9 protein-coding genes are annotated in these 20729 nt (G+C 56.0%); 1 reads left to right on the top strand and 8 read right to left on the bottom strand.

The genetic code is table 11. The features are described from left to right. Positions 1 to 3: 3 nt before the first annotated feature. Positions 4 to 11238: an SdrD B-like domain-containing protein gene (locus ACHZBS_RS26705; protein WP_319409576.1), complete on the bottom strand. Its 11235-nt coding sequence runs from the start codon at positions 11236 to 11238 to the stop codon at positions 4 to 6. A gap of 1779 nt (positions 11239 to 13017) precedes the next feature. On the opposite strand from ACHZBS_RS26705, the gene ACHZBS_RS26700 reads away from it, so the two are divergent. Then, entirely contained in the window at positions 13018 to 13245 is a 228-nt protein-coding gene (locus ACHZBS_RS26700; RefSeq protein WP_319409575.1) for a hypothetical protein, read from the top strand. Positions 13246 to 13331: 86 nt separating this feature from the next. Here ACHZBS_RS26700 and ACHZBS_RS26695 read toward each other — a convergent pair whose 3' ends face one another. The 7 genes from ACHZBS_RS26695 to ACHZBS_RS26665 form a co-directional block, all read right to left on the bottom strand. Then, positions 13332 to 14225 carry an NAD(P)-dependent oxidoreductase gene (locus tag ACHZBS_RS26695; protein WP_319409574.1) on the bottom strand — a complete coding sequence of 298 codons (894 nt, stop codon included), beginning with the start codon at positions 14223 to 14225 and terminating at the stop codon, positions 13332 to 13334. A gap of 109 nt (positions 14226 to 14334) precedes the next feature. Then, on the bottom strand, positions 14335 to 15765 hold the full coding sequence (locus ACHZBS_RS26690; protein WP_319409573.1) for a lactate racemase domain-containing protein: 1431 nt from the start codon (positions 15763 to 15765) through the stop codon (positions 14335 to 14337). A 68-nt stretch (positions 15766 to 15833) separates the two neighbouring features. Further along, positions 15834 to 16751, bottom strand: coding sequence for an NAD(P)-dependent oxidoreductase (locus ACHZBS_RS26685; RefSeq protein WP_319409572.1), 918 nt, complete (start codon positions 16749 to 16751; stop codon positions 15834 to 15836). Positions 16752 to 16836: 85 nt separating this feature from the next. Continuing rightward, on the bottom strand, positions 16837 to 17619 hold the full coding sequence (locus ACHZBS_RS26680) for an ABC transporter ATP-binding protein (protein WP_319409571.1): 783 nt from the start codon (positions 17617 to 17619) through the stop codon (positions 16837 to 16839). Between the two features lie 100 nt (positions 17620 to 17719). Next, complete coding sequence (locus ACHZBS_RS26675; RefSeq protein WP_319409570.1) at positions 17720 to 18565, bottom strand: ABC transporter permease; 846 nt, start codon at positions 18563 to 18565, stop codon at positions 17720 to 17722. A gap of 62 nt (positions 18566 to 18627) precedes the next feature. After that, positions 18628 to 19614: an ABC transporter substrate-binding protein gene (locus tag ACHZBS_RS26670; protein ID WP_319409568.1), complete on the bottom strand. Its 987-nt coding sequence runs from the start codon at positions 19612 to 19614 to the stop codon at positions 18628 to 18630. Next, entirely contained in the window at positions 19611 to 20714 is a 1104-nt protein-coding gene (locus ACHZBS_RS26665) for a LacI family DNA-binding transcriptional regulator (protein ID WP_319409567.1), read from the bottom strand. The genes ACHZBS_RS26670 and ACHZBS_RS26665 overlap by 4 nt, the downstream gene beginning before the upstream one ends. Between the last annotated feature and the right edge of the window lie 15 nt (positions 20715 to 20729).

Raw genomic sequence — 20729 nt, 5'->3', positions numbered from 1 at the left:
TCATCACTTGCCGGCCGGCGCACCGCGGCGCCAGAACACTTCGGTCTCGATGGCCAGCGGATAGCCGCCGTCGGAGGCTTTCCATCGTTTGGCGATTGATTTTTTCAACGCCTTGAGTCGCCGCTTGACCAGTCCTTCGCGCTCCACGTCGGCCAGGTAGGCCAGACGCAGGACCGACGGGGCTCTGTTGAGTTCAACCAGCAGCTGATCGATCTTGGACGTCCACTGCAGGCGCAGATCGCTGGTGCCGGGCTCGAACACGCCGTCAGCGATATCGATGCGCACCACGCGATGGATGGTGGTACCGAAATTGAATCGCAGCATCTTGCCGCGGGTGGCGCGCTGGACGCGCGGGTTTTCGGTGGTCAGGCGATAGCCCGACGGCAGGCTGCGTTCATCCAATTTCAGGATGAAGTTGCTGCCGCGGTCCTCGTCGGGCACGGCCGCGCAGGTGATGTGGAATCGTCCGTAGCGATCGGTGGTGGCGGTCAAGCCGCGCGCCGTGACCACGCGCACGCCGGCAAGTCCGGTTTCGCCGTTGTCCGGGTAGCCGTTGAGATTGCGGTCGTCGAACACCTTGCCGATCACATCCGTGCAGTCGAAGTCCGGATCCGGAACCACCTGAACGGTGGCGGCGGCTTCACCCGAAATCGTGGCACCGATGGCGCTGCTGAACACCACGGCACGGTTGGTGAACTCGCCTTCGGAGACACCCGAGCCCACCACCAGCAGCATCTTGATGACGGCTTTTTCGTTCACCTGCAGGTCGATGCCGCCCCAGGTCAGCTGCCGGCCACTGATCGCCGGTTCGTTGGGATTGCCGTCGAGGCGGGCCGAATCGGCCACGTATTTGAATCCGGCCGGAAAGCGGTCGATGACGCTCAGATCGTACATGGGGCCGCCGAACACGTTGGTGACGGTAATGGTGTAGGGCACCAGGCTGCCGCGGGTCACGTTGATCTCCGAGCAGGTCTTGGTGATGGCCACGGCTTCATCCATTTCCGGATCGATGGGAATGGGGTTGTTGAAGATCTGGCTCTGACCGGGCACAACGCCGTCGCCCAGCAGCAGGTGCAGGTGATAGGTGGTGCCGGCCGTGTTGGGCGGCACACTGACCGGCGGAATGGCCGGTGAAGCAATGACCTCACAAATACCGGGGGCCCCCGGAACCGCATCGGCCGGACAGGTCACAACATCATAGGGTGCCGTGGCGGCGTTGCTGGACGGCGGAATGACCTGTGACGGCGCGGCCCTGTACCCGGTGGCCGGCGACGTGACATCGATGAGATAGGCCCCACCGGCCGGGCAGGCACCCTGGCTGAAATTCAGATCGAATTTATAGAAGCCCTCGGCGGCCGTGACCTGATTCTGCTGGTTGGGATCGTCGAAGCAGGCGTCCGGCAGGGGGGCGCCGGTGCCGGCATTGCGCATGGTCAGCCGGGCGCCGGCGATGGCCGTGCGCGCCACCGAGTCGTAGACGGCGCCGTTGGGCGTGATCGGCAGGTTCAGATTCACCAGGTTGTCGCCCGAGGCCGCGACAATGTTGCTGATGCGGTGTGGGCCGTCGGTGAAGATCGAGTCGGCCACACCCAGGGTGGCTGCACCCGGTCCGGCGCCCAGGGCGATGAAGCGCAGCTCGTATTGATCGGACGCACCCTGGTTGGGCAAAAGACCGTTGAACCGGTAGGCGCCACCGGCATCGGTGGTGGCCGTGGCCGCCAGGGTGCCATTGCGGTACAGCTGGACGGTCCAGCCCGCCAGGCGCTGTTCTTCCGTGTCATTGACCGCGTTCAGATTGGCGTCGTGCCAGACGCTGCCGTTGAGGGTCGCACTGCCGGGGGTGCCGCCCACATCGATGGAGACGCCGGCAGAGTCGCTTTCGACCGGGCTGTTCCAGGCGACGACCCCGATATTGGTGATGGCGGTGCCGGTGGCCACGGCGGCGTTGATCTGCACCCGGAACCGCAGTTCGGCGGTGGCCCCGACCGGCAGGTCGCCGTAAGTGGCGGCATAGTCCGCGGTCAGCACGGACCCGGCGAAGCTCACACCGGCTGCGGCGCCGTTGAGGGTGCCCGAACCGGCCGCGTAGGCCACCAGGGTATCCATGGGCGGTCCCAGATCGTCGGTGAGCACCACGTTGGTGGCCGGCAGGCTGCCGGCGTTGGCGGCCCGGACCACGTACTCCAGCTGGCCGCCCGCAACGGCCGGGCCGCCGTCCACCACGGTAACCGTTTTGGTGATGGTGAGCAGTTGGACATCCCCCACCACGACGACGGTGGGCTGGTAGCCGTTGGCGGGCAAACCGTCGGCATCGGTGAGGCCCGGCGGCAACTCATCGGCGGTCAGGTCGCCCTGGTTGCTGATGATGGTGCCGGTAAGCGCACCCGGGTTGACCGCGGCCTCGAACGTGATGGTGGCGCTCTGGCCGGCGGTAACGATTCCAGCCCCCGGATTATCGGAAGACTGTATGGCCAGGCCGCCAATCAGGGGCGATACGCCGCCGTCCGGACCGAGGAAGGTGCCGTTCAACCGCAGGGAGTCGGCCACATAGGTGGTGTTGACGGGTACGGCGTCGGTGAGCACCACACTCGTGGCCGGAATGGCGCCCTGGTTGCTGACGACGATGGTGTAGCGCAGCACATCTCCCGGATCCACGATGCCGATGGTGCCGTTGTCCACGGTCAGGGCCACGGTTTTGAGGGCATAGAGCAGGGGCAGATTGCCCACCACGTCACGGGTGGGATCGTCGGACACCGGCGTATCCGGGTCGTCCGATGGCTGGTCGGGCCGGGTTCCGCTGCCGGTGCCGTCGCCGCTCACGAAGCCCTGGTTTGCGATGATCAGCCCGTCCATTGCAGCCGGGTCCACCACCACGTCGAAGGTCACGGTGGCCGTGTTGTCGGCCGCCGGATCGCTGTCGGCCCGCATGGTGCCGGGGGTCGGGTTTTCCGGCGCGTTGATCGGAATCCCGCCGTGCAGCGGATTGACGCCGGGGCTCGGATCGGACACGACATGGCCGTTGAGGCGCGTGCTATGGGGCACATAGGTGGTGCTGGCCGGGGTGAAGTCATGCAGACTCGCGTTGACGGCATCTTCATCGCCGATGTTTTTGATGGTGATGGTGTAGCGCAGGGTGTCGCCGGCCATGAGCACGGCCGGATCGTCGGTCAGATCCGTGGAGATCTTTTCCACGCGAAACTGGGGGGCCGAATCGATGAGGGTTTCGGTGGGGTTGGTGTCGCCCGCCACATTGGGGTCGTCGCTCAAAATCGTTGTTGGGACGATGGAGTTCAATCCGGCCTGGTTGAGCGCCACCGTGCCGCTGGAGATCACCGGCGTCAGTGTCAATTCGAACTCCACCACCAGCCGCTCGGTGCCGCTGCCTGCGGCTCCGAGATCGAGATCGGCAATACTGACCAGTCCGGTGCCGTTGGCCCCACCCGCAGGATCGGTGCCGCCGGTAGCCGCGCCGGCAGGCACGCTGGTCAGCACCAGACTGCCCGGTATGAACAGCGCCGGGCTGTTGAGGCCATCCACTTCATCCGTGATGGAGAAGCCGGTCAGACCGCCCAGGCCGTTGTTGATGACTTCGAGGGTATAGTGCAGGGTGTCGCCGGGACTCGCGTTGAGGCCGGGATCCTGGCCGGTGGTGATGTTCCGCACATGCTTGAAAAAATCGAGGTCGGGCGCCTGGGCATTGATGGTGTAAGCGTCCTCCTGATCGGTGTCGTCGCCGGGGGTGCCGTCGGTGAGGGCGTAGGTGTAAACGTGGGGGGCGGCGTCGGTCGCATTCGGATCATATCCGTACCATTGGGTGACGCCTGCCACATTGGTGAAGGCCGCCGCGTTCACGGTGTCCCCATCCAGCTCGGTGTCGTAGTTGATTACCAGATGCTCGGTGGATCGCAGCGGACCTGCCGCCGACAGCAGCTGCAGGGTCCATTCGCAGGTGGCGGCGTCGAAATTCACCGTATAGTCCGTACCGGCCGCCAGCACACCAGAGGTCGGTGCGCCGCCATTATCGAAGAACTGGGCGACGATGTTGCTCGGACCGGCGCCGCAGGTGCCGCCGTTGACCGGATCGTCCGGCAGGCGGTCAGCCACGGTGAGATTCCAGGCCGCACCGGAGAAGGTATTGTGGATATCCAGCACGAAGCCGGCCGGGGTGCCCACGCTCATGCTGGCGGGGCCGCTCTTGTCCATAACCAGCATGTCCGGGCCGACAATGGTCATGTCGGCGGTCGTGTCGCCCCCACCGCTCTGCCGGGTTCCGGCGTCGCCGTTCACCTGGTTGTAGGTGTATGCGGCGGTATTGACAAAGAGTGTGCCGTTGTCATTGGGCGCCGGCGGCGGATTCACTGCGGGCTGGGTATCCGCCAGCCGTACGGTAATGTCGATCTCGATTTGCTCGCCGGCCGGGATGTCGATGCCCGTAGCGGTGTCTTCGATTACCAGGCTGGTGGCGGTGCCGGTGTTGACCGGTGTCCAGGAACCGGATACCTTGGTGAGACGCACGAATTCGAGGGTCGCGGCCGAGGCGCCCAGGTCATCCAGGATGCGCACATCGTGCAGGGCCGTGGTCTGGGGTGCCGCCGGCACGGTAATGCGGTAGGTGAAGGGCTGGCCGATGGCCGCCGTCGCAGCGCTGCTGGCCTTCTCCAAACCGGCTGCACCGGCCGTGGTGAAGGTGACGCTGTCCGTATTGGTCGGCCCGTAAATCTCACGCACGCCGACGGCGCCGCCTGCCGTGGGCACCGCATCGTCGTCAAAAGAGTAGTAGAACTGGACCTGGGCCAGGTTGGTCAGGGTCATGTCCGGCGCCAGTCCCGCATCGGTCCGGACCTGGTAGACCAGTCGCAGGGTATCGCCGGCCGGGATGGCATATTGGTCGGCCGCACCACTGTCAAAATCCCAGGTAGCTACGCCGGTGGCCGCATCGTAGGCCGGCGCCAGGTTCGGCAGGGCGCCCCCGGAAAGCAGGCCCACACTCAACACGGTTATGGTACCGGCGCCGTTGCGCATGCCAACGGGGATGATGTCCCGCAGCACCGTATCGTAGGCCGGCGCCGTACCGCTGTTGGTGATGTCGACGGTGTACGTGACCAGCTCGTCGGCGTCCAGTACGGCATCACCGCCGGCCGCCACTGCAGTTTTGGCCACCGCCAGGTTGGGCTGACGCACATCGACGCTCTCGGTCACGGCAACGGTGGTGACCGTGACTGTGGCCGTTGTATACTCCATGGTCAGCGTGTTGGTCAGCCCGATGCTGTCGACTTGGGGATGGACCAGGTTGAGCACCCGCGCGCGATAGCGGATGACAAAAAAATCGTTGGCAAGATTGCCGTCCGCCTGGTTGACGATGGTGCCCAGGGTAAAGGTCAGGGTGGTGGGGCCGGCGGCCGCATTGCCTGCCACCACGATGTCGCTAACCGAAATATCCGGATGAACGAAGGGCGCCGCGGCCGTGTAGGGGGCGATGGCGTCGCCGTTGATGCTGACGATCTCTTCGAACATTAATCCCTGTGGCAGGGTGTCCACCGCCTGCACAGCGACCAGGGTGCCTTCCTGCAATCCCAGGCGCAGTTCATATTCGACGATATCGCCGATGCGCACGACATCGTCACCGGCGCCGAACGTATCCTGCAGGCGCGTCTTGACCGTGGTGTTGTTGTCGCCCACCACCAGCGAGGCGGCGGCCGGTCCGGTGAAGTAGTCGTTGTAGGCGGTTCCCTGCGGTGCATTCCACGGCGCGCCGGTACCGTTGCGCTCTACTCCGCTGGGACCGTCGAGGCTTGTCCACTGGGCGGTGGCACTGTTACTCAGGACCTGGTTGATGAGCACGCTGTTGTCCACCAGCACGTCATAGGTGACGGTGACTGTCGTGCCTTCGGGCACGTCGATGTCGGCATTGCCGTCGGCCAGGGACCATCGCAGGGTCTGGGGTGTGGTGACGCCGTCGCCGGCCACGATGGGCGCACCAATGGTGTTGCCCGCACCATCCACGGTGGGATTGCCGCTGTAGATCAGCCCCAGGCTCAAGCTGTCGTCGATGCGCAGGTCAAAGGCGTCGGAAAACGCATCACCCCCGGTGCCGCCGGCTGCGGTGAAGACCGATGTATAGCGCAGCGTGTCCCCGGCCTGAAGCGGGGTGCCGAAATTGGTGATATTGGTCACGGTCTTGGCGAGCCCGATGGACGGCTCCACCACTGCAACCGCAGCGGTTGACGCGGTCAGGGTCTCGGTGGCGGCCGTTTCGCCATGGTTGTAGGTGACCGCCACGGAATTTTGCAGGGTATCGCCGGCATCGGTGTCGGCGTCGTTGTTGATGCGCGCAAAATAGGTGATGCGGATCAGCGGATTGACCGCGTTGACACTGGCGTCGTTCTCGGTCTGGGTGATCACCGTACCGATATCCCAGACGGCGCTGCCGGTGGTGCCGTCCGCCGGAAAAGCGGTGAAGGCGGCCTCGGAAGGAGCCACGCCGTTGATGGTGGCGATCCCCTGGAAGGTATAGGTGATGTCGAATCCGGCATTGTTTTCCAACAGATAGCTGATGCCGGCCGCGTTCAGGCTGTCGGTGACGCCGACGCCGTGGGTGACCCCTTCGGGCGGGCGGATGTCGATCTGAAAGGTTTTATGCGCGCCGATGGCCGGTATCACGGCCGGGTCCAGGTCGGTCTTGGTCATCGTCACGGGAGGAACGACCACATCGTCCGTGGCGGTGGCTTCGTAGTCGTTCACCGGGTCCGAGGCATTGGGCAGGGCGCCGTTACGCATACCGGTGGCGCTGCCGTCGGCACCGATACTGCCGGAGCTGTTCAGTGCGGTGGTCTGCCCGGGCAGTGAGGTCCAGTCGGCCTGAATGGTGTTGTCCAGCACTTCGTGAGGCTGAACGACATCATCGACCCGCACGTTGAACGTGAAGCTGACGGTGTTGCCCGGGGCGATGCCGTTGGGTGCGCTCCAGCTAAAAATCGGTCGGTTGGCGCCCAGCGTCGCGGTATCGACGATGTCCGGCGGGTTGGCGCCGCCCACCGCACCGGTGAAGGTCATGTTGAGGCCGGTCAGGTCGTCCAGCACGCGCAGGTTGTACGCCGCAGCCGTACCGGAGTTGGTGGCGGTCACCGTTACGGCCAGCACATCGGCGGCATCGGCGTTGGCCACGGCAAAGCTCTTGGTCAGCTCGATGCGCGGCTCCCGGACCCGGACATCCACCTGATCGAAGTTCAGGACCACCGGATTGCCGGAGTCATCGATGTACCGGGCCGTGGCCGCGGTGGCCGGATTGCCGTTGGAGAGCACGTCACCGTCGTTGGTCCCGGCGGTGTTTGCGACCCCGGCGATGAATCCGATCTCGAAATCGAAGCGGCTACCGGGCGTACCGATGGTCAGGCGCTGGTCGCCGAAATTCCATTCCACCTGGGTGTCCGTACAGGTGGGCGTGATCGTCCCGCCGGGATCGAAGCCGGCCGCGGCGTATGGCGCCGCATTCAGATTGACCGCCGGTGCCTCGCTGCAGCTCAGGCCGGCGGGCAGTTCGTCGCGGATCACGAATTGCCGCAGCTGGGCCACCGGCAGCAGGGTGTTGAGCCGGTATTCGATCTCTTCGCCGATGGAGACGTTCTGGGGGTCCCCGGCCAGTGACGTGTTGGACAGGGCCGTGATCCGCTTGGGCTGGGTCTGCACGGGGATGATCTGAACCGAGGCCGTCTCCGTATTAGAGGTGTACACGCGGGCGCTGCCGATGTCGCTGTTCGGACGAGGGTCCACGGTCTGGCTGCCGGAAACGCCGGCAAGGCTGTCGTAGGTGCTGTCGGCCGAGTTGGTGAAGGTCTGCAGCGGAGCCGCGTCATCGTCGTAATCCACACGGTAGTACAGTTGCACCGAAGCGCCGGGATCGATGCGCCGCAGGGCAGTGCTGTGGGTGTAGGAGAAGGTGATCACCCCGGGCGTTGCGTTGTCCACGATGTTGTCGCTGATCGCGCCTTCGCCGTCGGTGTCACCTGCGCCGATGCCGCCGTCGCCGTCGTTGTCCAGACCGTCGGCGGCAAAGGGCATCACATAGGCCAGATCGCTGGCGTCAAGGGTGTCGGTCACCGTCACGTCGTAGGCCGGGGCGCGGTCCACGCCGCTGTCGGCCGCCTCGTTGGTCAGGGTGATGCGGTAGATGTAGTTGCTATAGGCATCGCCGTCGTCGGCCAGGTCGACCCACGTATCGCAGCTGGTTCCGACGCCGTGCAGGGACTCGTTGCACACCTGTTTGACCACGGTGATTTCCGGCTCGGTCACCCTCAGGGCGATGCGCCGCACCTCCACCCGCGGATAGCCCACGGTGTCGGGACCCAGATCGTAGACCTCTTCCATCCCGGTGCTGTCGTTGAAGAACACGGCCTGGAAGGTGGAGTTCAACGTGTTCGTGCTCAGGACGGCGTGCGCATTGGGCGGGGCCACGGTGTCGACCGGATCGTTGAGTATGCGCGACGTCATGTCCACCCGGAACCAGTGGTCTTTTTCGTCGATGCGTTCGGCCGGCACGACCTGGTTGAATGTCCAGTCGATCCAGCCCTCGTCCACCGGCGCCACACCGACGGGGTTGAGGACGGGGTTCATGATGGCGCTGGTGCTTGTACCTGCCGGTGGCAGCGGGTTGGTGGATGAGACATACCCCTGGCCGTTGGGCAGTTCGTCCACCACCTGGATGCGCTGGACCGCGATATAGGTGAACCCGGGGGTCTGAAAACCGAACCAGCCGCCGGTGTCGATGTGAAAAGAACACTCCTCGCCAATCTGCACGTGCCGATCGAGATCCCGGGTATCCGGGGGAATCTGGGACAGCACCGGCGGATTGTTCTCCGAACAGGTGCCGAGCTGTGACTTGAGCAGGTTGAAGCCCACCACCCGGGCCCGGATGCCGTCCAGGCTGTAGTTGTTGGCGCGGTCATTGCCGCCGTCGCTGCGCGGGTTGACCACAGTGGGATACCACAACAGGGTCCGGCCCTGGCTGTCAGGGTTGCTGAAGGTGATCTCGCCGATAACGTCTGCCCGGAAGGACAGGTCGTCGGCGGCTATGTCTGCAGGATCGGTGCTCTTGACCACTTCGAAAGTCAAGGATCTCGTACCGCCGGGTCCGATGCCCGGAACGGACGTCCCGTTGTACTGATATCGATAGATGGTGGCGTCGGCCGGAATCGGTGCGGGCAGCCGCCACTCGTCCAGCAGGGGCGGATTGGCGATCAGGGTGCAGCCGGCGGGGACGGTCACCACCTCCATGGTCCGTCCGAAGGTGATGTAAGCCGTGAAATCCTCGGCATCGTGTCCGCCGCGGTTGGTCAGGTCCACGGTCAAGGGCAGGCGCTGGGCCGGGTCACCGGTAAGGATGAAAACCAGTTCGGAACCCGTGATGTCGAGATCCAAGTCCTCGGGATCAGCGTCGTGGGTGGTATTGATGGCCGGCGGGGCAATGGTGACGCCGGTCTGGCAGAAATTTTCGAATTGGACTTCTAGCCGGTTGGCCAGCATCGTGCTGGGATGGGGCGGCGAGGCATATGGCGTGTCGTTGTCCGGGTCGGTGTCCTGAGCCGCAGCGCCAGGTGCTTCCTGACGGACATCGAGATTGGCCGTCCGGTCATAAAAACTGGAATCGATCATGATGATGCCGAACGTGATGGTCAGATCATCGCCGTGGCGCAGCATGTTCACCTGGTCCCCATAGATGGGATGGACAGTGTTGGAGTTCAGGGCGAATTCCGGTGCCCTGTTGTTGAGGTAGTCGGCAGCCGAATTGCTGGTCTGGGTGGGATAGGTGCCGGCGACAGAGTTGTTCCAGGTGATATTGTCGGTCATACCGGGATAGGCGCCATAGGCCGAATCCATGGCCACCTGGGGCGCAAACGTCGGGTCCATGACGTACTCGACAGGTAGTACATCGCGCAGCCGGATATTCTTGACCGTGCCGCCGGTCCTGTTCCGGATGGTGATCCGGACCCTGCCCCTGGCCCCGGCGGGTTGGCCTGGATCCACACCGGTAATGTCGACACTGATGTTCAGATTGTTATTGGATAGGGTGCTCAGGGTAGCCGTGGCGGTTCCCGGTGAGCTGCCGTCGGAGGTGGTGGTGATGCCGCCGGCTGGTGATACTGCCTCGCAGCCCCATTGAACGTCCGAGACCGTGTTGGTGCGGTTGACTGAACAGGAACCCACGCCGGAACCGGAATTGGGAACCTTGCCGACCAGGTAAACATATGTCGAAGTACCGTCGGTCACGTCCACAAGATCGGGGGAATCGTTGCCGGGGTTGCCGAAAGGATTGTCAACATCGAAGTTGTTGATGCTATTGCCGGCGGCCAGACACCCTGTACCTCCCGGGTTTACGCCGTTGTTGACGGCTACGGCCGCAGCACCGGCCGCCGTGGGGCAAATGTAGCTGATATTGAGGTTGCCGGTCTGCATGAGATCGTCGAACCGCAGATCCTGCAGGTCGGCGTCGCCGTCGTTGCGCACCTGAATGCGCCAAATCACGTCGTCGAACTCGTTACCGTAAACTGTCTGCGACCAGCTAGTCTGACTCGCATCCACATTGCGCCCGCGCTTGAAGATAACGGGATCCGGCTCGCGCAGGGGAAGTGTGTCGATATCGCTTTCGGGCGAATCGGTGCAGCTCGAATCCGTGTTGAAAGTCAATGTCGCCTGAATGCTACGGTTTGCGCTTACCAACCCTTCCGGATTGGAAGTACGCCTGACGGCAAAACTGATGGTGATGAAATTGACTTGCGAGCCTGAAGGATGCGCCGATAAGGATGCCAACGCAGGAATTTGGCTTGAACTGAAGGTCACCGTGCTGCCGCTGCCACCTGGAGGCGGATTGACGGCTACAGGCGTGCCGTTGACACTGGCGGTAAAAGGCGCCGGCGCTGATGGATCGTATACTAGCCCCGAACTCCCCAGGTTCTCCACAACCACCATATTGGTCATGGTTGCACCGGGGATGGGAGGGTCGGTATACGGAAAAGTCGTATCGTAGGTGTATATGTAGGGATTGGAGATAACGACCGTTACATAGCCGAAGTTGCACAGTTCGCAGTAACTTTCGCTCAGGTCGTGACGAATGAAGGGAATACCGGATTTGGTATCGCAGGGAGCGGAAAATGACGTGCCGGTAGCCATTAACAGCATCAGTAGGCTGAAGGCTGGAGTTAACAAGGCAGCCAACTTGTTTAATCCGATTTTCTTCAAAAGCATATGGTGCTTCCTGAGCCACCGGTGCTATTGAGAAGACAACAGCACGTTAGAGTGAACCTGTGAAGAAAAAGGATTTTTTGCATGACATCTCCAAAAATTCCCACCGCTCAGCATTAATAATCGCATTAAGTGGTAGAACTTTCGATCTACGGCACTTTTCCCACTGGCTTTGGGCGGCATGTGGCCGATTGTTTTCTTTTGTGAATCGTATCAGGAAAAAATAAACGTATTTTCTCAGAGGGGCGATAGCAACTTTAATGCCATGTTTAAAGTTCGGATTGAGATGCTATTTGAAAATTAATTTCTCTCCTCTTACTCATTTATAATATTGCTGAAGTACTTTAATTTGCAGAATAAAAAGGCAAGTAAGTATTAGTGGCCACGTTGCTTTTGTATTTTTGCAATATTTTCGCAGTATTTTTGTAATATCTTGTTTTAACAATCTTTTCCTGATGTTCTGAGGCCTTGCCAAGCGTACACCTGATCTCCATTGCTTTCCAGTTCATCAATCAACTGAAAAGATAAAGGTATGCCCCGCCTATCAGCGCAGCAATGATTTACTCGTCATAAGAACAACCAAAAGACATTGTTATAGTTATGACTTGTTTAGAGATCAGATATCAGTTTTTGGAAGTAGTAATATTCAATTGAAATGTCAGAAAAAGATGTGACAATTGTTATGGTTTGTCAGTAGGTCTCCTTTTGTGAGTCAATCAAGACGACCGGATAGAAGTGATGAAGAAAGGTTAAAAAGAATAACCAAATAATTCGTATTTATTGACGTCGAATGAGATTTTTCTGGTTGCATAAAACTACAATTAGATAGCTCTTTTCTTACTGTTTTTTTTATATATATACAACGAATCTGTAATGTTCGCTTTGGACATAGAAACCTTGATGATCCTCGCCGCCGCTGTATAGTTAATCGGATGCCTGACATGGAAAAAGTGTGGACAACGAACCCGATCATCAACCCTTTAGCAGATATGAAAAAACGGAATGTAGCTTATAGTAATAGAAAGGTTCTATTGAGAATTATATGAGAAAATTAATGTGGTTTCGATAATTACTTCAATAGAAAATTTTTAGCTGGTATCCGTTTTACTGCAATTTGCAAATTTTTCTCATTGCCTTCGCATAAGGCAGTCGGAACTGTGGCATAAATATATCGGCCCATTGAGCAATGAGAAAGTCTTTGCTTTGCGCATAACCAATTATAATTGTTATGCTTATATCGTTTTATGGTATTGATAGGGCATTTTTCGCAACGCGTATAGCGACAATCTCCTATGATTTCAGATTTCTACCCAAAACGCATTGAACTCCAATTGGGATGAAAAAATTTTTTATCGCCGCATAGGCTCGTCGCATGGATAGCGACAGGAGCGGGGGAACCCTTTCTTTTTTGTTCACGTTTGTATTATTTTGTATACGGTCTCTTTCTAAGAACAGGATGGAATCATATTTTTACCGCCGCAAGCGACTGGTTTTTCCTTCAGGCTTCGAAAAATACCGAACTCATCCGCCATTTCACGAAAATCAAAAGAGAATTCTTGACCTTGATCTTTAGCGAGGCCTTTCGCATGTTGGGATATGAGCTGAAATACGACGGATACCCGGCGGCTCGCGCGAGTATGATGTCCGATGCTGGGTTGATTGACGGAGAGATAAGCTTAGTCTTTGAATATCAGGCGGCGCATCCAAACCCGATTCGCGTGGACGAACCCTTGTATTCGACAAATTTTGTCGCCTTCGCGGCCAAGCCCGGGATCGCACTCCATGGAGGGCATCCATCCACAAAAAGTGATCTGCACACTCAAACTGGCTCGATATCTCGACAGTCCCGGTGCTATCTCAAAAAACAACTTTCAGGATCTTCACTATTACTTGGGGCTGGATGTCGATGCCAAGGCCCACGATGCCTTGGAAGACTTTATGGTTCTGGAGGCTTTGTTTAAGCGGATCTATGAAAAGTTCGTGGCAAACGGGCAACCGCGCCGCTACTGATTATATTGTGGGTATTAGGCCCCTAACCCTTAAGGATCTTTTCCTTTCGAAATGCGATTAATAGGAAATGATGCGGATCGAAAATTTTAGGATGATTTAGGGTTTTTGTCCCAGAAGGGTTTGTAGACCTGCCACATGGCAGAGGTATCTTTAGAGCCGAATCCTTGGGCCCGGGCCATTTCGTTGATCGTCTGAATTAATTGTCCCAAGATGGCAGGAGCGCCGTTTTCACTGGCCATGCGTACAGCAAGACCAACGTCTTTGCAGAGCAGGTCAATTGAAAAAGTTGGACGATGATGATTTTCGTTAACTATATTCCGACCCAATTCTATGAATAGATTGCTCACAGTCCCCGCCCTGCTATCAATAATGGTTTCGTAGAGCAAATTGGGCGAAATCCCAACGTGGCTTGCGATAGCCATCATTTCCGCTGTCATGGCATTGATAGCTGAAAACATAAGTTGGTTGAGAAGTTTGATTTTGTTTCCCATTCCTGATTCGCCCACGGGAATAATCCTACCTGAAAAGGTCTCAAGAACCGGGCGGCAGCGTTCCAGGGTTTCCTGTTCGCCTCCGGTCGGCAGAGCCCAGTGACCAACTGCGGACGGACGGCCCAATACCGGTGCATCCAGATAGCCTATCTTCCTTTTCGCGGCCAGAGCTGCCATCGCTACTGTAGTTCCAGGGTCAATTGTACTGTGATCGACAATGACTGCACCTGGAGATGCAAACTGTAACAGGCCTTCCTCTCCGCTTACGCAATCAATTACCTGTATTGGACCGGGTAAAAACATCAGGATGATAGAGCACGTTCTTGCCAGATCGGCCGGACTCGACATGGGAGACGCGCCCATTGTTACCGCTTTGTCAATTGTCGATTTCGTAATATCATATACATACAAGGGGTACCCAGCTTCGAGGATTTTGCTACCTGCCTCGCTTCCCATCACCCCAAATCCAATTAACCCAACCGGTTCCATAGTTACCTCCGATCAGAGCGACTGTCTCTGTCTTACTTTTAATCCCTATCAAATTGGATGGAAAAGAGAGTCTCGTTTCGAGAATAAATGGTTCTCTCTATCCGAAACTCTAATTCTTTTTGAGATTAATATTAACACCAACACCACCGGTAAAGCAGTCGGGCGTACAAAGGATTCTGGGATTGGCACCCACGTACCTTTTTGCTTTTTCCATAGCGTCCTTGAAGGTTGATGTTGGAATAAAACCCATACCACGAGCATAGGCAGGTGCCTTGGCTCCGGCTATAAATACGGCGCTGGTATAGGGCGCCAATACGCCGCCACCGCTGATCATGGACATCGCATGAAATGGATGATACGTGTTGAAGTTGGAGTATTTGAAGCAATATTCTGTATCTTCGGCGATACGAATCATATCGTCTGAAGCCAGGAACTCCGGAATACTGCAGTATTTCTGAAGCGATTCATAGGTTTCTTTGTAAGACGGGAACCAGTTGTCATTAAACCAACCGTCGCAAATGCTTGCGGCAATGACCACCCCACCTTCGCGAAAGGCGTTCCAGCAACGTGACAGTTGTCCTCCAATTGCCAGGCTCATCAGACAAGGATTAGTTCCCATTCCCGGACCATAATGAAAATTTCTAGGTACACCGATGATGAGGACATCCGCCGGTTCAGCCATATCAACGGAGACATTGGTCCGTTGATCGGCCAAGGGCCAGGTGGCTTCTTCAATCAATCCGAGACGTCCGGCCTTGACATCCAAAACCTGGGCCTTTCGTCCGAGAACAGCGTCCACGCCAAACACTTTTTTTCCAATGCCTTCTTCCATTGCCAGCCCAATTGAATGGAACTGACGGCGCATATGGGACTTCGTCGAAGCGCCGAGCCAGTCCCGGCGGTGCATGGTTTCGGGACAGTGATGGGACGCGATTGAACGCCAACCGGAATGGCCCGTGACCAGCATCTTATAGCCACCACTATACCCGCCATAGGGATTGCCGGCGCAATGACCGATAACAATTGGAAGATCGGCGTCGGCCAGAAGCTGGTTGCACTGGATAACATTGCCCATCTCATCCACACCATAGTTACGCAGGCCTGGATCTTCAGCGTCATGATTAACGATTCGGCCGGGATAAAAAAGATCGACGATTTCCTTACCAAGATACCAATACCATTCCTCCAAGGTATTCTGACGATGGAGTCCCATAGCGCAGAGCAGGGTAATATTTTCTATCTTGGCACCACCTTTCAGCAACTCTTCCACGATGATGGGAATAGCGATGCGGCGATGCGCTTTGGCGTGGGCGCCACCTTTGACCCGGTCCGGAAAACCGATCACGATTTTTTTGTCCGGTCCACTCAATTCTTTAAGCGGTGGAAATCCGAGTGGTTTCTTCAGCGCTTGACGGACGGCTTCGGTCGGATCGACTTCAGGCGGATCGTTATCCAAACGACCGAGGTTGAAAACAGTTGCCGAATCGGGCAGTTCAATACCCATTTTGCCGTCACCATAATCTAACTGGACTTCTCTCATAACTCATTTATCCTTTCAATGTCATACATGGGCTACCATATCCAAATTTTGGTCAAGCGCCGGATTGATTACTTTTTCGATACTATTTCAATATGTTCCTTGACAGCGTCTTCGATGCTGTATGAGGGATGCCAACCAATTTCCCGACGCGCGACACTGTCGTCATACGCCGCTGGATATGGAGACTGCCGGCCTCCGTCTTCGACCAATGTAATTTTCGCATCGGGCTTAAATGTCTTAGCAACCTTTACGACATCCCGTATCGAATAAGCACCGCCGGCAACATTGTATATTCGTTGTGTGGGGGTTTTGGCATCATATAGCGTCATAATCGCTTTAACTGCGTCTTTAACGTACAACCAGTCCCCGGTCTCATCGGGGTTGGAAACAACCAGGGACTCGCCACGGGCAACGGCATCTAAAATAGCCGACGACCACAGGGCCGTAATGCCTCTGGTCCGCCCCGGTCCGAAAACCCAAGTGAATCTCAACGCTCGAGCATCGAGTCCATGCTTGCGATAAAACCATTTCAGAAGATGCTCTGAGGCCAGTTTGGTTTGACCGTAAATCGTTTCCGGATTCTTGACCGCATCATCGCCTACCGGTTCGCTTACATCGCGCCCGAAAACCGAAATGGAACTGAGCATGATGAACCGATTCACCTTCATGGCCACGGAAGCATCAAGCAAGTGGAGTGTTGATTCCATATTGACCTGAAAACCCAGACGCGGATTTTCTTCGCACGGTCCAGCCAGAATCGATCCAAGGTGAAACACGTCCGTAATTTTCTCGGTCGCCATAACACGGTACAAATCCGGTCCTGAACTCAGATCCCCTTGAATATAAGTAATTTTGTCAAGAATCGGGGCCAAAGATAACGGGTCCCTGGATAGATCGAATGCTGTTACTTCAAATCCTCTGCGCAGCAACTCAGGAATTAAGTATGACCCTATAAATCCTGCACCACCGGTCACTAATGCTCTCACGACTCACCTCCAAAAAATCCCTCTTGCATTCAATAAACAAACTACTCTCATCATCAACAAACACAAAATTAGCCTGAAAGATTGGTTATTGCCGCTGTTTTAGAAATTCCTCCCGTACTACCTTATCAATTTCGGCTCGAATCTTAATAAATTCCGGAGCTGTTTTGACCGATGCCTTGCGAGGATAGGGAATATTTATTGGGATGACTTCGCGTATGCGTCCCGGCTTGGATGCCATAACCACCACGCGAGTGGATAAGAAAGTGGCTTCTTCGACACCGTGAGTGATAAAGACAACAGTCTTCTTTTCTTCTTCAAGAATATCCAGTAATGATTCCTGCATGAACTGTCGTGTCTGGGCATCTAACGCCCCAAAGGGTTCGTCCATGAGCAAAACCTGCGGATTGACCGCATAAGCCCTGGCGATGGCCACACGTTGCTTCATACCTCCGGATAGTTCCTTGGGGTAAGATTTTTTGAAATCTTGAAGCCCTACCAACTCTATAAAATGATCTACGATTTCACCAATTCGATCATGCGCTGTCTTGTTGGCAGACAGCTTCAACCCAAACGCGACATTTTCTACCACAGTTAACCAAGGGAAAATGGCGTACTGCTGAAAAACAACACCACGTTCCGGCCCAGGGCCATTGATAGGTTTGCCATCCAGGCAGGCCTGTCCCGTATTTGATTTGAGGAATCCGGCCAGAACGTTGAGCAAAGTGGTTTTACCGCATCCTGATGGACCGACGATGGAGATAAATTCTCCAGGTTCTATCTTAAGGTTCACGTCCTTCAAGGCTTCAAACGTCCCTGAGGCCGATTGGTAGGTGACGCCTACCCCCTCTATTTTTATCCCTTGTTCCATGATTGTCTCAACCCGATACGTTCTCTTTTCCGTTCAATTATTATTCGGTTGTGTTACCCATGCCACCTTAGACCTCTCGAGGCCCCCTACCCGACCGGCTTTATGTGCGCTTCTCCTGCCACGCCGTGGCTCGCCGTTCGATAGCTCGGACGATGCTGTCCATCACCAGCGAAATTACGCCTATGAGCAGCACACCGAGGACCAGTGGCGCCATCTGGAAAAAATTTTGTGCCTCCACCATCATTGCACCTATGCCTTTCTGGGCGGCAATCAGTTCAGCTGCGACCAGCGTAGCCCAGCAGACGCCCAATGAAACCCGGCAGGCGGTGATGATATGGGGGTAGAGTTGGGGGAGTATGATCTTGCGGAACATCTCCCAGTTGTTGGCCCCAAGCGTTTGAGCGGCCCTGCCGTAAATAGGCTCTATGCCGATCAAAGCCTGATAGATGACCACCAGGGCTGGAAAAAATGAAGCATATGTCAGGACAATTATTTTTGACGTTTCGCCGATGCCAAAAAAAATGATCATTAAAGGAATAAGAGCAATAGGCGGCAATGCGCGAAAGAAACTCACCAGAGGATCGACGATCAACCGAACAACCCTAAACCATCCGATCAAAAACCCGAGGATGACAGCGCCGACGATTCCCAGCGAAAAACCGATAAGAACCCTCACAAAGCTAGCGTACATATGGCCCAGCAACGTTCCGTCCTTCAGGAACTGGACAAAGGCCTTACACACGGCGGCAAAAGAGGGAAATAGCTTGGGATTGACCAAGTGAGTCGCACGCCCCACTTCCCAAACCACAAGCACCAGGACGAACGAAGCAATAAAATAACCTACTTTTTCTATTTGCTGCCGTTTTTTAACAGCCTTGAATGTTTGGATGACGGCATCCCGACTCGAATGGTCCGTCATGAGACCGCCCTCTTTCTGCGATTTCATTTAGGGCTCCCTTCTGAATCTGCGAGGGAGGTGAAGCCCTCACCTCCCCCGTTCCGGAACTATTATTTAGCAACTGACAAGTATAAGTTTGGATCAAAAAAGTTTTCAGGCGGCACTACCTTCGGGATCGATCCTATTTCAACAAATACTTTCTGAACCTGCCCGATCCATTTGGCCACGGAACCGTCCTTGTAAAGTTTGACCCACTCTTTTGAGGTGAAAACTTTTTCTGCCTCCCAACCGGCTTGAATATCTGCGAAGGGAATTTCCGAGTAGGCCTTTGTGTGGATGAGTTTGAGAGCCTCGTCCGAATGGTTGATCAAGTAATCATTGGCCGGAATCCAAGCCTTAATAATCTTCTTGAGCATATCCTTGTTGGTGTCATAGTTCTTGTTGGTGGCAACCCATCCACCCATGATAGCCGAATCCGGATAGAAGTCTGAAGCAGAACTGAGCAGGATAGCACCTGGAACCTTGTCCCGAATTAGGACATGGAACGGAGACCAAGTGGCTACAAAAGGAACCGCACCGGTGATAAAGGCCGAGACCGCACCAGCCATGTCCATGCTGACGATCTCAACATCCTTGCTTGAGTCGATCCCGTTGTTTTTCAAAGCGGTGTGCAGAAAGACATGTGCAGTTGTACCTTTTACCGTGGCAATTTTTTTGCCTTTAACATCTTGAATCGTTTTTGCACCAGTTTCAGGCCGTGCGAAAAGCATCGCTGTATCGTATTCAATGTTATTTACCAGAAAAACTTTACCCACACCCTGGGCGGGAAAATTGGAAATCACCGCCCCCATGATGGCCACGTCCACACTGCCGCCGCTTAAGGCCTGCATTAGCGGGATGCCGGAGGTAAATTTAATGGGTTCCATTTCAAGTCCCTGGTCTTTGAAATATCCCTTTTCCATGGCAATCCAGAATTGACCATCCACAGCTAAGGTGTGCAGGTAGCCCACTTTGACTTTTTCTGCTGCTGCCGGGCCTGATAAGCCCAGGACCATCGCCAAAACCATTACTAATACAACTAACTTGGCAACTTTCATTTCTCGTCTCCTTTTTTAACCGTCAAACGATTAATGTTTCCCTCAGTTCCAGGTCCTTTCGAAAACCTCGCCTGAGGCGCCATTCCCTGTTCTAATGCACGGCATGAGTTCCTGACTACCAAATCAGTCTTGAGACAAATCTGTCGAGGCTGCGGGGAGGGATTTTCAATCATATCCAGGAGGCAGCTGAGCGCCATTTCGCCGATTTCGATACCGTTGACCCTGATGGTCGTCAATGGAGGGTCGGCGTAGGCTGAAAAATCAATATCGTCAAAGCCGGCAATGGAAACGTCGGCCGGCACTTTCAATCCCTTTTCCTTAGCTGCCGCCATGGCACCGAATGCCATAACGTCGCTAGCGGCAAAAACGGCAGTCGGCCGATTTGCCAAAGACATAAGACGATTCATGGCTTCCATCCCATCGGCCAAGGTTGGTTCCTTTTCCACCACCAGCAAATCGTCCCAAGGCAGCCCATGGTCGGATAGGCAATCCCGATAACCCTCAAATCGCTTATGAACCCGATCCACTTTGGAATAGGGGCCAAGAATAAGACCGATACGTTGATGTTTGAGGCCAATCAGATACTCAGTCATCGTATAAGCCGCACTATAATTATCAATGCCGACGTAACTGAGCTGCGGGTCGTCAGGTTTTTCCCACATGATCACCGTTGGGATTCCGCTCCGATTAATCTCTTCAAGTAGTTCCTCTTTACGAACGCAGTAACCGGTGAGCAATAGACCAGCCGGATGGCGTTCATTTAGGGTTCGCAACACTGACATTTCGATTTCGGGATTGTACTTCGAATTGCCAATGGTGACTGTGTAACCATGCTCCTGGGCTTTCTCCAGAATGGCAAACACTGTTCTTACGAAGATAGAGCCTATCGTAGAGGGGATGATCAATCCGATGTTTGCCGAACGCTGTCGGGAAAGATCGGCGGCTAAGGCGTGATAGACGTACTTTTTTTCTTTGATGATCTTCAACACACGCTTGCGTGTTGAATCTCGCACCATTTCAGGTGAACGAATCGCTCTGGAGACGGTGGCTGGAGAAACACCCGCTAGTTTAGCCACTTCTTCAATGGTTATTTGGCCCATACGCGTATTATCCAT

The organism is uncultured Desulfosarcina sp., from assembly GCF_963664155.2.
Taxonomy (GTDB): domain Bacteria; phylum Desulfobacterota; class Desulfobacteria; order Desulfobacterales; family Desulfosarcinaceae; genus Desulfosarcina.
The sequence above is the reverse complement of the archived record's forward strand: the minus strand, read 5'-3'. Positions and strand labels throughout refer to the sequence as shown.